This is a genomic window from Floridaenema fluviatile BLCC-F154 (assembly GCF_041929135.1).
Classification (GTDB): domain Bacteria; phylum Cyanobacteriota; class Cyanobacteriia; order Cyanobacteriales; family Aerosakkonemataceae; genus Floridanema; species Floridanema fluviatile.
Window position 1 is genome coordinate 55,474 of the sequence record NZ_JBHFNS010000055.1, and the last position, 13,089, is coordinate 68,562.

At 42.1% G+C, this 13,089-nt stretch carries 13 protein-coding genes; 5 read left to right on the plus strand and 8 right to left on the minus strand.

Features of this window, described 5'->3' with window-relative positions; translation table 11 throughout:
• Positions 1–25 precede the first annotated feature (25 nt).
• Positions 26–310 (plus strand): hypothetical protein, encoded by a 285-nt coding sequence (locus ACE1B6_RS13170; RefSeq protein WP_413257694.1) that lies wholly within the window; start codon positions 26–28, stop codon positions 308–310.
• Positions 307–726, plus strand: a complete 420-nt coding sequence (locus ACE1B6_RS13175) for a type II toxin-antitoxin system VapC family toxin (protein WP_413257695.1) — start codon at positions 307–309, stop codon at positions 724–726. Before ACE1B6_RS13170 ends, ACE1B6_RS13175 begins: the two co-directional genes overlap by 4 nt.
• A gap of 28 nt (positions 727–754) precedes the next feature.
• Here the strand turns inward: ACE1B6_RS13175 and ACE1B6_RS13180 are convergent, their stop codons facing one another.
• Positions 755–1,864: a hypothetical protein gene (locus ACE1B6_RS13180; protein ID WP_413257696.1), complete on the minus strand. Its 1,110-nt coding sequence runs from the start codon at positions 1,862–1,864 to the stop codon at positions 755–757.
• Between ACE1B6_RS13180 and ACE1B6_RS13185 the strand changes: the two genes are divergently transcribed.
• Positions 1,863–3,053: a hypothetical protein gene (locus ACE1B6_RS13185; RefSeq protein WP_413257697.1), complete on the plus strand. Its 1,191-nt coding sequence runs from the start codon at positions 1,863–1,865 to the stop codon at positions 3,051–3,053. The genes ACE1B6_RS13180 and ACE1B6_RS13185 overlap by 2 nt on opposite strands.
• 275 nt (positions 3,054–3,328) lie before the next feature.
• Here ACE1B6_RS13185 and ACE1B6_RS13190 read toward each other — a convergent pair whose 3' ends face one another.
• From ACE1B6_RS13190 to ACE1B6_RS13220, 7 genes are all read right to left on the minus strand, one after another.
• Positions 3,329–4,258: a LysR family transcriptional regulator gene (locus ACE1B6_RS13190; RefSeq protein ID WP_413257698.1), complete on the minus strand. Its 930-nt coding sequence runs from the start codon at positions 4,256–4,258 to the stop codon at positions 3,329–3,331.
• 266 nt (positions 4,259–4,524) lie between these two features.
• Positions 4,525–5,271 carry a carbon dioxide-concentrating mechanism protein CcmK gene (locus tag ACE1B6_RS13195; protein WP_413257699.1) on the minus strand — a complete coding sequence of 249 codons (747 nt, stop codon included), beginning with the start codon at positions 5,269–5,271 and terminating at the stop codon, positions 4,525–4,527.
• A 76-nt stretch (positions 5,272–5,347) separates the two neighbouring features.
• On the minus strand, positions 5,348–6,046 hold the full coding sequence (locus ACE1B6_RS13200; protein ID WP_413257700.1) for a carbon dioxide concentrating mechanism protein: 699 nt from the start codon (positions 6,044–6,046) through the stop codon (positions 5,348–5,350).
• A 124-nt stretch (positions 6,047–6,170) separates the two neighbouring features.
• Complete coding sequence (locus ACE1B6_RS13205; RefSeq protein ID WP_413257738.1) at positions 6,171–7,811, minus strand: ribulose bisphosphate carboxylase small subunit; 1,641 nt, start codon at positions 7,809–7,811, stop codon at positions 6,171–6,173.
• A 131-nt stretch (positions 7,812–7,942) separates the two neighbouring features.
• Complete coding sequence (locus ACE1B6_RS13210; protein WP_413257701.1) at positions 7,943–8,245, minus strand: EutN/CcmL family microcompartment protein; 303 nt, start codon at positions 8,243–8,245, stop codon at positions 7,943–7,945.
• Positions 8,246–8,248: 3 nt separating this feature from the next.
• Positions 8,249–8,590: a carbon dioxide-concentrating mechanism protein CcmK gene (locus tag ACE1B6_RS13215; RefSeq protein WP_413257702.1), complete on the minus strand. Its 342-nt coding sequence runs from the start codon at positions 8,588–8,590 to the stop codon at positions 8,249–8,251.
• Between the two features lie 180 nt (positions 8,591–8,770).
• Entirely contained in the window at positions 8,771–9,079 is a 309-nt protein-coding gene (locus ACE1B6_RS13220) for a carbon dioxide-concentrating mechanism protein CcmK (protein ID WP_073591589.1), read from the minus strand.
• A 470-nt stretch (positions 9,080–9,549) separates the two neighbouring features.
• Between ACE1B6_RS13220 and ACE1B6_RS13225 the strand changes: the two genes are divergently transcribed.
• Together ACE1B6_RS13225 and ACE1B6_RS13230 are read left to right on the plus strand one after the other, a co-directional pair.
• Positions 9,550–11,436 (plus strand): NAD(P)H-quinone oxidoreductase subunit F, encoded by a 1,887-nt coding sequence (locus ACE1B6_RS13225; RefSeq protein ID WP_413257703.1) that lies wholly within the window; start codon positions 9,550–9,552, stop codon positions 11,434–11,436.
• Positions 11,437–11,552: 116 nt separating this feature from the next.
• Positions 11,553–13,064: an NADH-quinone oxidoreductase subunit M gene (locus ACE1B6_RS13230; RefSeq protein WP_413257704.1), complete on the plus strand. Its 1,512-nt coding sequence runs from the start codon at positions 11,553–11,555 to the stop codon at positions 13,062–13,064.
• The last annotated feature ends 25 nt before the right edge of the window (positions 13,065–13,089 follow it).

Here is a 13,089-nt window from a genome sequence, read left to right on the forward strand (position 1 = left end):
ATTGATAGAGCGATCGGAGAATACTATGCAAGCTTACAAACTTAAGGGAGCGATCGACGAATCTGGTAATTTAATTGTCAACGAACCGATTAAAATGGCTCCTGGTGAAGTAGAAATCATTGTTTTGCAGACCGTTGAAAAGGGGGACACAGGTGTAACAATTGAACCGCCAGCTGTAAAACCTAAAAGACAAGTTGAATGTTCAATCCCTATCTTAAAAGAATGGCTGGAAAATACCGATCCTACACCTCCTGATTTTGACCCAGAGCAAGCAAAATGGGAATATTTAAAAGAGAAACATAATCTATGAAAATTCTGATAGACACAAATATCATAGTAGATGTGGCTTTGGAGCGACAGCCATTTTACACCGAAAGCACGCAAGTTTTATCATTTGTTTACCAAAAACGAGTTGAAGGTTTCATTTCTGCATCAACAGTGAGCGACCTTTACTACATTATTCGTAAACCAAAAGGTCGAGAGCAAACTCTTGATTTTATCAGGAGAACTCTTACTTTTTGTCAAGTTGCTACTGTCGATCGAGATGTAATTTCAATGGCTCTAACTGCCAATTTTAGAGATTTTGAAGATGCAATTCAATACAGTGTTGCTAGGGTGAATGAATTTGATGCAATTGTAACACGCGATCGAGCAGATTTCCCAGTCACCTCTCCCCAAATTATCACCCCTACAGAGTTGATTCAGGAATTAACAAACTCTTTTTAAACCTCACAAAAACTTGTTTCACTGCTTACTAATTACTAAACGGGTTTAAAATCTCTTCAAGTCCCTGTTTAACTTTCTGAAGTTCTTCTCTTTGTTGCTTAATCCAAATTTTTTCAGCTTCTCTTTGTTTTGGTGTTTCTTGCTGATATCGTTCTTGTTTGGCTAGAAAGTCGCTGTAAAATGCGATCGCCTCATCAATAGCCTGTGTAGCGAACTTCACTTGCCGATCAAAGTATGAACTAATATCATTTTTAATTTTTGACCCAACTTTGTTCCGAAAAATTACTACTTCATGCCAAGGAATATCTCCCCATTTCTCCCAATTTACTAAATTAACTTTAACATTATCCCTAAATGCTGGAATAATTTCATTTGTATTATTTTGAACCTTTCCCAACCTTGCTTCAATTTCACTTAGTATGAGTTCAAGCTTTTTACTTAAGGTTGTCTGTGATTTCCAATCTAAAAGCTTTATACATTCCCAAATCAATTCTAATCTTATCAGGTTAATTTCTTGATGAATGAAGATTAAACTCTTGGCAGTTATTGTACTAAGTTCAGGAAGTGGAAAATGAGCATCCACTTCCAAGCGAATATCTTTAGTAAAACCATCTTTATCACCCCAACCAATTTTTTCTTTCAAATTGCCATTCTTATCAATAAACCATTTTTTCTTCAGTATTTCAACTTTGTTCTCCCAGTGTTCCTTCGCTTTTTCGATCGCTTCTTCTTTGCATTGTTGGCTTAACTGCTGAATTCTGAAATGTCGTCCACTTAATTCTCCAATATGTTCCCATATTTCTGCTGTTGGTGCTGCGGCAATTCTCGGCTTACTATCCCAAACTGCATCAGCATAATCTAACTCTTCAAAACTTTTCTGAATATATGATTTAAGTCGAGTAGCTGATTCTTGAAGTTCTTTAAAGAACGGTTGCAATGATTGATTAAGCTCTGTTGCAGCTTGTTTAATTTCTAAGGATTTAGAATCATTCGTTAGTAGTTGCGTCGAAGATTGATTAATTTTTTGAAAAGCTTTTAAATATTCATTCATTTTTCGCCTCACCTTGTATAGTTTTTCGTCACTGATGGGGAATCCTAAAATATAGTATAGTTCGCTAGTATCCAAAGAAACAAACATGAATATTTCCCCTGACCAAATATTATTTATGATTAGTGCGGCTAATACTATAGCCAGCTTTACCCCGGCATCCGTGTTCTTATGTCCCATACTCAACGTCGCCGGACAGATGTATGGAGGCTACCTAGACAGTCAGTGGAAAATGGCTGTTGAGGATAACTTAACAGGTATTAATGATAACCTCGCCGTTCTACAATCCACTACAGGCTTGATTGGACTTGGAACTGGCGCAGGTGCAACCATATCAGCAGTTAACCTTTACCAGACAATAAAATTGAGGCAAGAAGTAAAGGAACTAAAGCTGGTAGTTCATGGTGGCTTTATTAGTTTGGCAAAAGCTTTAGAAGATCAAGGTGAAGAAGTAATGAGACAGATTGATAAAGTTGCTGATGACGTTGAATATAGACATCACCGAACGATTCTAGCTCAGGCTTACGGGAAATTTGTTGAAGCAGTTAATTGGCTTCGAGATACAGTGAATTTAACTCATACACATACTAAAACTGCTTCTTTTGTTGGTATACAGGGAAAGCTGGTTGACGCTCTAGCAGATTATAAAAATCCTAAAATTTACCAACATAATAGTGCCGTTGGAAGACTACGCAGGCTGGAATGTTCTTGGGCAATTTACCAAACCATTACAACGATATATCAACTGCAAGGTGAGTCTGATATAGTAAGCGATCGCCTTTCTAGCCTCCAACGCCAAATTCGTGAAGAACTTGTCCATTTAATTAACCTTTGCGAATCTCAAGAAGAGTTAGATTTTATATTTCCAGAAATCGCCCGAATTCATAATCATGATTTAGCAGCTTTAAAACTTTGGCAAGAGCAAGTTGATTTGATGCGAAGCTTGTCTCCTGAAGATTTAAAAGAATTAGAAAACGCTTGCTCTGAAAAATTACTAACTGCTAACAACCAAAAACAAGAAATAACAGCTTTAGCAGAACCTCCCGAACTATTACTCTACAATGAATTACGGGAAAAATCTCATTTCCTATCTCTACGCGATCAACTTCGCTTCGTAATTCAACCAGAATCAAGAAAAGAGCATGAATCTTACATTAGCCAACAAGCTAAAAACTCTAATTATCAAGGTTTAGCTCCTTCAAATTGGCAGGAAGTAACAGATTTAACTGTTGCTAATCTCTACTGGTACTTCAAAAAACCTAAACCATCTTTTACGTAAAAATTTTCCTATTACTTAACCCAATCTACAATTCTTTTGCTAGTCGGATTTATCCAGACTTTAGCTATTAGCCTGGGAATTGATTCCCCGGCGGGTTTTTAACTGCGATCCAACCTAAAATCTCGATTCGCCCGACAAATTTCCAAAAATTGTTCATCAGTTAGCTGCGCCACTGGCGGAATATTCAAAATTACAGCATTCATTAGCTAACAATCCTTAAATTGCTAAACTTATGGCTTTGATTACTTTCTGCCTTTCACTTTCTCCAAAACCCTCTAAACTGTCACCTTTAACACCGAAGTTTCATCCAAAACTTGCTTACCTTCACTAACTAAATACTCAAAAAATGTTCGCGCCACAACTGACAATTGTTTCCCCGATGGATACACCACATACCAATGTCTTTCAATCGGAAAATTCTGGACATCCAAAATAGTTAATTGACTAGTTCCCCCCTCTAAAGCTAAAGTATGACTTGATAAAACAGATATACCCAAACCGCCTGCTATAGCTTGTTTAATCGCCTCATTACTTCCCAGTTCTAACTTAACTTTTAAACCCAAACCTTCCTTTTCAAACATTTTTTGCACAGCTTGGCGCGTACCAGAACCAGGTTCTCGCATAATAAAAGGTTCATTAGCGATCGCTTCCAAGCTAATATTCTTCTCATTAGCTAAATGATGATTTCTCGGTGCCAAAACCACCAAAGGATTTTCCAAAAACGGTTGCACCTTCATATCCAAATTATCCGGTACTTGGCTCAGAATATACAAATCATCTTGATTCTGAGAAAACCTTTCCATGAGAATTTCATGATTAGTCACTTGCAGCGACACCTCAATCCCCGGATAACGCTGGCAAAAAGGGCCCAACAAACGAGGTACAACATACTTAGCAGTTGTCACCACCGCTAACCGTAACAGACCTTGTTTTACCCCCTTCAAGTCTGCCACCGTCATTTCAAATTGGGCAATGCGATCGAAAATTTCCCGACAAGTCGCCAGTAACTCTCTTCCCGCCTCCGTCAAATACAAACGTTTACCCACCTGCTCAAACAGCGGTAAACCAACCGACTTAGACAGCTGTTTTACCTGCATAGAAACAGTAGGTTGAGTTAAAAACAACTCTTCAGCGGCGCGAGTAAAACTGCCATGACGAGCCGCCGCTTCAAATACTTTCAGCTGATGAAGTGTGGTATGCTTCAATGACCACTCTCCTAAAAAAAGGCAAACTATAGATTATAGTCTATCATAATTATCAGTGACAATGACTTTTCATTATGTAAAGTTCCAGTTATGATGAATTCACCGGCAAGAGCGTAAGACATCTTCCACAAGGCGTTGCACAACATGGACATGAAACTCTGCGGGCTGCCTGAACTTATAATCCCAAGTGCTTGGCTTACACCAAACACGGATAAGTTTTCCCACAAGAATCATGCTTCAGATGTGCATCGCTTTTATTTCTTGCCTCATTCGATTTCTTCCTGGACGGGAATAGGTAATTTAGCTAAATCAGGTAATTGCAGCAACTCTTTCTCTGTCTCTTTAACGGCTACAGGTAACATTACAGGTTGAGGTTGTTCGATCCAGCAGCTTGCTACAGGCAAAGTTTGTTCCAAATCATCCAAAGGTCGCGGAATCACCATCACAGCATTTAATTCGCCGATCCGTTCCGCCTCGTACATTCCAGCTTCCACAGCCATAGCTACGTTAGCCACTGTACCCCGGATGATTGCCGTACACAACCCTGCACCTATTTTCTCATAAGATGCCAATTGAACATCAGCAGCTTTGAGCATGGCATCACAAGCACCTACCATCGCCGGAAAACCTCTAGTTTCCAGTAAACCGATCGCCTGATTACTCAAACGGCTGTAACCGTTAGCTTCCGAAAGCTGGGATAAACGATGACCGATCGGCAGCACCACCTCTAAATTAGGTAAAGGTCTAGGAATTACCAATTTAGAGAGAAACTGACCAAACTTTTCGGCAGTCTCAGCCCCAGCCTCCACAGCCAAACGGACATCAGAAATCCTACCTCGGACGATCGCAGTACAATGACCACTACCAATCTTCTCGTAACCTACTAAAGCTACCCCGGCAGACTTCAGCATCATATCCGCGCAGCCCACAATAGCAGGAAAACTGCCCGTTGATACCAGCCCTAAAGCCATATCTCGGAAATCCTCTGGTCCGTTCGCTCCCTGAAATCGCATTTTTACCTCCCTCTAGTTGCTAGTCGCCAGCCGTTAATCGTGAGAAATTCAAAGACCAACACCTAAAAACTAACAACTATTCAGCCTTCCCGTCCTGATTTGGTGGCTTCAATGATTGATTATGGGGAAAAAGTGTCAACAGTAGCCGATTCAGATGAAGTTGTCCGTAAACTTGCACTGAGGCATTAGTTGGGACTTCCACTTCCAGCTGAGTTGGTTGCGGTTGCGGTTCGCTAGTAGTTTCAGAAACCTGAGATCGATCGTCAGTTTTTTCCGGTTCTAGCGGTTCACTTTCTACACTTAAGTCGTGATTTTCTGGAGTAGGCTTAGGCGTAACAGATGGTTCAGGTTGAGGCGGGATTTTAACCTCTGGCGTAACTTCTTTTGAAGCCACTGCTACCGAAGCAGTCACATCCAGAATTGGGCGACTTTTATCCCCAATTAAAGAATTAGGAGAGATCGCCTGCTTAGGCTCGATCGAACTATACAAAACAGTCGTACCTGAGCCCACACAAGCATTTGCCCCAATCTTACCCGCACCAACGACCAACACACCCGCACCTAAAACGGCTCCCGACTCAACTTCTAAACTGCCCTCTCGAGCGTGAATAATCGTCCCCATCCCGATACAAACACCAGCAGCAATCACAATCCGGCTATTTGGTTCTGCTGCTAGTAAAACCCCAGGTCCGATAACTGCACTCTCGTCGATCGTTACATCGCCACTAACGTAAGATTGCGGATTACAGAGCGGTTGCAGTGGCGGCGAATACATTAGAAATTAAACCTCTTCAGCTTATATAAGGCAGAGGAGCAGAGGTGCAAGGGGGCAGAGGTGCAGGGGAGAATTAATTATCTCCTAGTCCCCAGTCCCCAGTCCCCAGTCCCCAGTCCCCAAATTACGGCTTTTGGATAATTTGTTCCAACACGCGCCGCTTCGCCTTAGAATCAATGCCAATCAACCGCACGTATTCGCCTTGATGTTCGCTGAGGCAAGCTTCTATTGCTGCGAGTACTTCCCGTTCGCTACCTGATTGAATGGGAGCACAACTTTGCCAAGAAGTAGTGCGGAAACGTCGCTGATCGGCATATTCCATCCCGATCCGATTTCCTTGTGCCAGCAGATTTCTCACTTGTTCCACCACATCCCGATCTAAGTGAGAACTTGTCACCGTGCTAGCTGTAGCAGTTGTGCCGTTCGAGTAGTTGCTTCTACTCGCTACAGCTTTTGATGTTTGAGCAGGTGCCTTGCCATTGGGACGTTGAATAATCATTTCCAATACGCGCCGCTTCGCTTTTGGATCGATACCGATTAAGCGCACGTATTCTCCCGCGTGACTCTCGATACAGCCTTCTAATGCTGAGACTACTTCCGCTTCTCTGTTACTGTCGATCGGAGAGCAACTATGCCAAGAACTAGTACGGAAGCGTCGTTCATCTGCGTGTTCCGTACCAATCCGGTATCCTTGAGCTAACAGATTACGGACGCGATCGACCACTTCAGTCCCCAACTGAGAACTAGAAGCCGTTCCATAGCTACTGCTGGACGCAGTTGAAGATCTAAACGAAGTAGACTTACTTACTTGGGGCGCTTTGCCATTAGGACGTTGAATAATTGTTTCTACTACCCGTCGCTTCGCCTTCGGGTCAATCCCAATTAAGCGAACATATTCCCCAGCATACTCATCTAAAGTTGATTCTAAAGCCGAAATTACTTCCGATTCCCGATTCGCTGGAATCGAAGCACCGCTAGTCCAAGAACTGGTACGGAAACGCCGTTCATCTGCGTGTTCCGTACCAATGCGATAGCCTTGAGCTAGCATTTGGCGCACTTGTTCGTGGACATCTGAACTTAAACGCATACTATTCACCTGACCGTTGCCGTTACTAGATCCATTACTTGCTTGTGAGTCAACTTGTTCGTTCCGCAGATTAGCCATACAAGCTATATCTGCCGCACAGCGATATGCCGTCCGCAAAGCTTCGTTGATTCCGACCACATGATGAGCAAATTCCATGTCTGATGCTTGCACGTCGGGTAAGCGATCGGCCTGTTGTTGATTAGTAATCACCGCCCCCGAAGGAATATATTTCCCTGGTGGAACTTCCACATCCTGAATCAAAGCGTGCATCATCACAATGCAGCCATGCCCCACCCTAGCGTTAAACACCGTGGAGCGAAAGCCAATAAAACAATCATCTCCCACATAAGCCGGGCCGTGAATCAAAGCCATGTGAGCAATGGAACAGTTCTTCCCAATCCATACCGAGTAGCTTTTTTGGTCATCTCCAACTACTCGACCTTGCTCTAAACCATGAATTACCACCCCATCCTGAATATTGGTACTATCTCCAATGTAAAAAGGAGTACCTTCATCTGCCCGGATCGAAGTGTGGGGAGCAATTAAAACATTGGCACCAATATGTACATCTCCAATAATGTTAGAAAATGAATGTACATAAGCCGTTTCATGTATTTTTGGCTCAGCCAAGCTTCGCGACCAAGGAGTTGGTGGGGCAGCAACGCTGCGGACTACCATAATGGGAATACCTCTGAACTGAAGAACGAACATCATCCGTTAGTCGTTAGTTGTTAGTTATTTTTCTCACTAACCCCTAACCACTAACCAATGACAAATGTTTAATGAAAGATAGTTAACCAATCACCGAACTAACGGTCTTGGTCTTTTTTGCTGTAAACCAGGCGATTGTCCATACTTACAGTGTCAATAATCGCCACTACCAAAGCATCTATTGGGCGAGCCTCATTACCCGAAGCGATGCGGGCAGCACTACCTCGGCTCACAAGTACCCACTCATCCAGCCCAGCCCCCACAATATCTGCTCCTACCTCGTAGCCCGGAAGTAGCTTTCCTTCCTCATCTACAAACTGCAATAAGAGTAACTTGGCTCCCCGCAGAGAAGGGTCTTTTTGGGTACTGACAACTGTGCCACGAACTTTGGCTATTTGCATTTTCTATGGTCTGTTATATGGGCGAATGCCGCTCACGCTTTCCCGGAACTGTTCTACTGCTTCGGTGTAACGAATCGGTAATACATATTCTAAGTTTTCATGGGGACGAGCAATGATGTGAGTCGATAAAACTTGACCGCCATTTACCCGCTTGACGGAATCTACACCCGCCGCAACGGAAGCTTGGACTTCCGAAACGTCACCTCGGACGATTACTGTTACCCGACCACTACCGATCTTTTCATAACCTACTAAAGTCACACGGGCGGCTTTAACCATTGCGTCTGCTGCTTCCACAACGGCGGGAAAACCCAGTGTTTCAATCATTCCTACTGCAATTGCCATTGGTTTATTCCTTAAGTTAAATAATCTTTACTTGCAAACAATCTGAAGTGAAATTTGAAATCAGTTAGTGCAGCACGGCAGAAATCACTATGTGAGTTGAACAGGTGTGAAAAAAGTTCGATCGACTTTTTTCCTTCTCCCTTCTACCCTCTGCCTTCTGCCTTCTGCTTTCTAAGAACACTAAGTTCGGAACTGTTCTACTGCTTCGGTGTAACGAATCGGTAAAACATATTCCAAGTTTTCGTGAGGACGAGCAATGATGTGAGTGGAAACTACTTCACCTCCATTCACCCGTTTTGCTGCTTCTATCCCAGCTGAGACGGAGGCTTGCACTTCCGAAACGTCACCACGCACGATTACTGTCACTCTGGCGCTACCGATTTTTTCATAACCCACTAATGTAACACGGGCGGCTTTAACCATAGCGTCTGCTGCTTCCACGACAGCTGGAAAGCCTTTCGTTTCAATCATTCCCACAGCAATTGGCATTTCTATCTCCTACCGGATGAGCGTAAGTACTCCTGTGATGGCAGTACTGAATAATTTTTTCACGGGAATTGCTATTCTTTCCCTAGCTAAAGTAAATCTTTTCTTTAGCATTTCCAATATTAAGAATAGAGAAGTATGGTACCCTTGACAATATTAATTAAAATGATATTTATTAATCGGTTATATTAAAAAAGCTTAACATTTATCTCAGGGATGGGAACTAGTCAACCTAAATTCAAGGCATAAATGCCTTTTCATCCATATCAGGAAAAACTACTTGTGTCAATCATAACTACATAAATGGTTTTGTTTCATTTAAATAAGTTTTTGCGATACCAGGGATAAATATTATTTTTAGGACTCAGGCTAGTGGTTTTGCTAGATTTCAGCTTGAGTAAAACCTACTTTAGGCTGGTGAGAGCCATAACTTTAATGGATAATATTAAAAAAATTTAAAGGACTATTTTCAGATGACTCAGTTTCTCCTAGAAACAAGTTGGTGGGTGCCGATATATGGACTAATCGGGTCGGTATTGACTATACCTTGGTCAACTGGGATGGTTCGACGCACGGGCCCTCGACCAGCTGCTTACTTTAATTTACTGATGACTGTGCTGGCTTTTGTGCATGGTTCGGTGGTCTTTCGGCTAACTTGGAACCGGGAACCAATGACGATCGTACTTCATTGGTTTCAAGCCGCAGATTTGGATTTATCCCTCGCCTTAGAAATTTCTTCGGTGACTGTTGGGGCAATGGAGTTAATCACGGGTTTGAGTTTCCTAGCACAGTTGTTTGCTTTGGGATATTTGGAAAAAGACTGGGCAATGGGGCGTTTCTTTGCGCTGATGGGCTTTTTTGAAGCGGCAATGAGTGGGTTAGCCATTAGTAATTCCCTGTTTCTCAGTTATGCTTTGTTGGAAATTCTCACTCTTTCTACCTATTTGCTGGTGGGTTTTTGGTATGCCCAGCCTTTGGTAGTGACAGCAGCCAGAGATGCTTTTTTGACTAAGCGGGTGGGCGATGTGCTGCTGCTAATGGGTGTGGTGGCATTGGCAACGATGGCTGGAAGTTTAGATTTTCCTGATTTGTATGACTGGGCGGAAACGGTAAATTTAAATCCGGTGGTGGCTAGTTTACTCGGTTTAGCTTTGATTGCTGGCCCTACAGGTAAGTGTGCTCAGTTCCCGCTGCATTTGTGGTTGGATGAGGCGATGGAAGGGCCAAATCCAGCTTCGATTTTGCGAAATTCGGTGGTGGTGGCTTGTGGGGCTTATGTTTTGATTAAGCTTCAGCCGATTTTGAATGTTTCGCCTGTGGCTTTAGATGCTTTGATTGTGATTGGGGCGGTAACTGCGGTAGGCGCTTCTTTGGTGGCAATGGCGCAAATTGATATTAAGCGGGCTTTGTCTCATTCGACTAGTGCTTATTTGGGTTTGGTTTTTGTGGCTGTGGGCACGCAGTGGACTGGTTTTGCTTTGATGTTGTTGTTTGCTCATGCGATCGCCAAGGCTTTATTATTCATGAGCATTGGTGCAATTATTGTCACTACGAATAATCAAAATCTCTTGGAAATGGGAGGTTTGGGGCCGAAAATGCCCGCTACAACTACTGCTTTTGTAGTAGGTACTGCGGGTTTAGTGGGACTATTACCTTTAGGTGGTTTTTGGGCTTTGCGTTTGGGAATGGACGATCTGTGGACAGAAAGACCATTTTTAGTCATAGTTTTGTTGTTAGTTAATTGCTTAAGTGCTGTTAATTTAACTCGGGTTTTTCGTTTAGTATTTTTAGGCAAAACTCAAGCAAAAACTCGCCGGGCTCCAGAGGTTCCTTGGCAAATGGCAGTGCCAATGGTTTCTTTGAGTATTGTGACTTTGTTAGTTCCCGTGATGATGCAGCGGTTGTCTCTGCTACCTGGTTGGGAATATTTGAATCAAACTGCTTTGTTACTTTTGTGTTTGTCGGGGTTAGTTGGTATTGTTTTGGGAGGAGTTATTAACCTGCAAAGAACTTGGTCTAGATCGACTAAATCTTCTTTACGATTTGTCCAAGATTTGTTTGCTTACGATTTTTATGTAGACAAACTTTATCGCTTGACTGTGGTATTTGCTGTTAGCCAACTTTCGCGGTTGAGTAATGCGATCGATCGCTATGTAATTGATGGTTTGGTTAACTTGGTTGGTTTAGCCACAGTTTTTAGCGGGGAAAGTCTGAAATACAGTATTTCTGGGAAATCCCAATTTTACTTGCTCACTATCTTAGTTGGAGTTAGCTTTTTCGGTTTCTTAATGATTTGGCTGTTCGATCAGGCAACATTTAGAGAAATCTTAGAAAAAGTAATGCTGGCGTTAAATGGATAAATTTAGTCATGGGTCATTTATCATTGGAAATTGAATTTACTCATCGAATTACTTTTTCAGCTACTAATGACTAATGACCAATGACAAATAATAAACCAAGGAGAAAAACAGGATAAATGCTTAGTGCCTTAATTTGGGTGCCAGTATTAGGTGCCGCTATCATCGCTTTTCTGCCGGGAAATATCGCAGCAAAACTTACACGCCAAGTTAGTTTGGCAATCAGTTTGGCAGCTTTTATTTGGTCATTAGTAATAGCAGTTCAGTTTAGTCCAGAAAATAATGCTCGGCAGTTTATCGAGTTTTTACCTTGGATTGATAGCTTAGGACTTACCTATAGTTTAGGTGTTGATGGGTTGTCTTTGCCTTTGCTAGTTCTAAATGGTTTATTGACTTGTATTGCTATTTATAGCACTGATGAAAAAATTACCAGACCGAGATTTTATTACTCTTTGGTGTTGTTGTTAAGTGCTGGGGTAAGTGGGGCTTTCTTAGCTCAAGATTTGCTGCTATTTTTCTTGTTCTATGAAATAGAATTAGTTCCTCTTTATTTCTTAATTGCGATTTGGGGAGGGGCGCGAAGAGGTTATGCAGCAATTAAGTTTTTGCTTTATACAACTGTTTCAGGAATTTTACTATTAGCGGCGTTTTTGGGTGTAGTTTGGTTTAGTGGTTCTACGAGTTTTGCTTATGAACCTTTACTGACTCATGATTTACCTTTAGGAACTCAACTGTTACTTTTGGGGGCGATTTTAGTCGCTTTTGGCATTAAGATTCCTCTGGTTCCTTTGCATACTTGGCTACCTGATGCTCACGTAGAAGCTTCGACTCCTATTTCTGTTTTATTAGCAGGTGTATTGTTGAAGTTGGGAACTTATGGTTTGCTAAGGTTTGGGTTAGGTTTGTTCCCAGAAGCTTGGCAAAGTTTAGCGCCGAGTTTGGCGATTTGGGCGGTAGTTAGCGTGCTTTATGGGGCGTTTACGGCGATCGCGCAAACTGATATGAAAAAGATGGTAGCTTATAGTTCGATCGCACACATGGGCTATATTCTTTTAGCTAGCGCCGCTGCTACACCTTTAAGTTTGTTGGGTTGTTTATACCAAATGATTAGTCACGGTTTAATCTCGGCTTTGCTATTTCTTGTTGTCGGTGTAGTTTACAAGAAAGCGGGAACTCGTGATATTAATTTGCTTTGTGGTTTATTGAATCCAGAAAGAGGTTTACCGATCGTTGGTAGCTTAATGATTCTTGGGGTAATGGCGAGTGCGGGGATTCCGGGAATGTTAGGTTTTATTTCAGAGTTTTTGATTTTTCGTGGTAGTTTTGAGTCATTTCCAATTGAAACTTTGCTTTCGATGATTGGGACGGGTTTAACTTCGGTTTATTTCTTACTTTTGGTGAACCGAGTATTTTTTGGTCGCCTTTCGGAAAAGGTTTTAGACTTACCTCAAGTACAATGGTCTGAGAGAATACCTGCTGCTATTTTGGCAGGAATTATTATTCTGTTTGGAATTGTACCAAGTTGGTTAGGTCGTTGGACAGAAGCCAGTACTACGGCGATGATTAGTCCGCAACCTGCGATCGCAAAAGTTATTCCTTCTGTCAGTTTTTCAAAAAGCAAACTTCCTTAAAAATGAAGGAAGTAAGAGAGAGAAG

Coding starts and splice junctions, on each gene's coding strand:
- ACE1B6_RS13170 (WP_413257694.1), top strand. CDS start 26: ATGCAAGCTTACAAACTTAAGGGAGCGATCGACGAATCTGGTAATTTA.
- ACE1B6_RS13175 (WP_413257695.1), top strand. CDS start 307: ATGAAAATTCTGATAGACACAAATATCATAGTAGATGTGGCTTTGGAG.
- ACE1B6_RS13185 (WP_413257697.1), top strand. CDS start 1,863: ATGAATATTTCCCCTGACCAAATATTATTTATGATTAGTGCGGCTAAT.
- ACE1B6_RS13180 (WP_413257696.1), bottom strand. CDS start 1,864: ATGTTTGTTTCTTTGGATACTAGCGAACTATACTATATTTTAGGATTC.
- ACE1B6_RS13195 (WP_413257699.1), bottom strand. CDS start 5,271: ATGCGATTTCAGGGAGCGAACGGACCAGAGGATTTCCGAGATATGGCT.
- ACE1B6_RS13200 (WP_413257700.1), bottom strand. CDS start 6,046: ATGTATTCGCCGCCACTGCAACCGCTCTGTAATCCGCAATCTTACGTT.
- ACE1B6_RS13205 (WP_413257738.1), bottom strand. CDS start 7,811: ATGGTAGTCCGCAGCGTTGCTGCCCCACCAACTCCTTGGTCGCGAAGC.
- ACE1B6_RS13210 (WP_413257701.1), bottom strand. CDS start 8,245: ATGCAAATAGCCAAAGTTCGTGGCACAGTTGTCAGTACCCAAAAAGAC.
- ACE1B6_RS13215 (WP_413257702.1), bottom strand. CDS start 8,590: ATGGCAATTGCAGTAGGAATGATTGAAACACTGGGTTTTCCCGCCGTT.
- ACE1B6_RS13220 (WP_073591589.1), bottom strand. CDS start 9,079: ATGCCAATTGCTGTGGGAATGATTGAAACGAAAGGCTTTCCAGCTGTC.
- ACE1B6_RS13225 (WP_413257703.1), top strand. CDS start 9,550: ATGACTCAGTTTCTCCTAGAAACAAGTTGGTGGGTGCCGATATATGGA.
- ACE1B6_RS13230 (WP_413257704.1), top strand. CDS start 11,553: ATGCTTAGTGCCTTAATTTGGGTGCCAGTATTAGGTGCCGCTATCATC.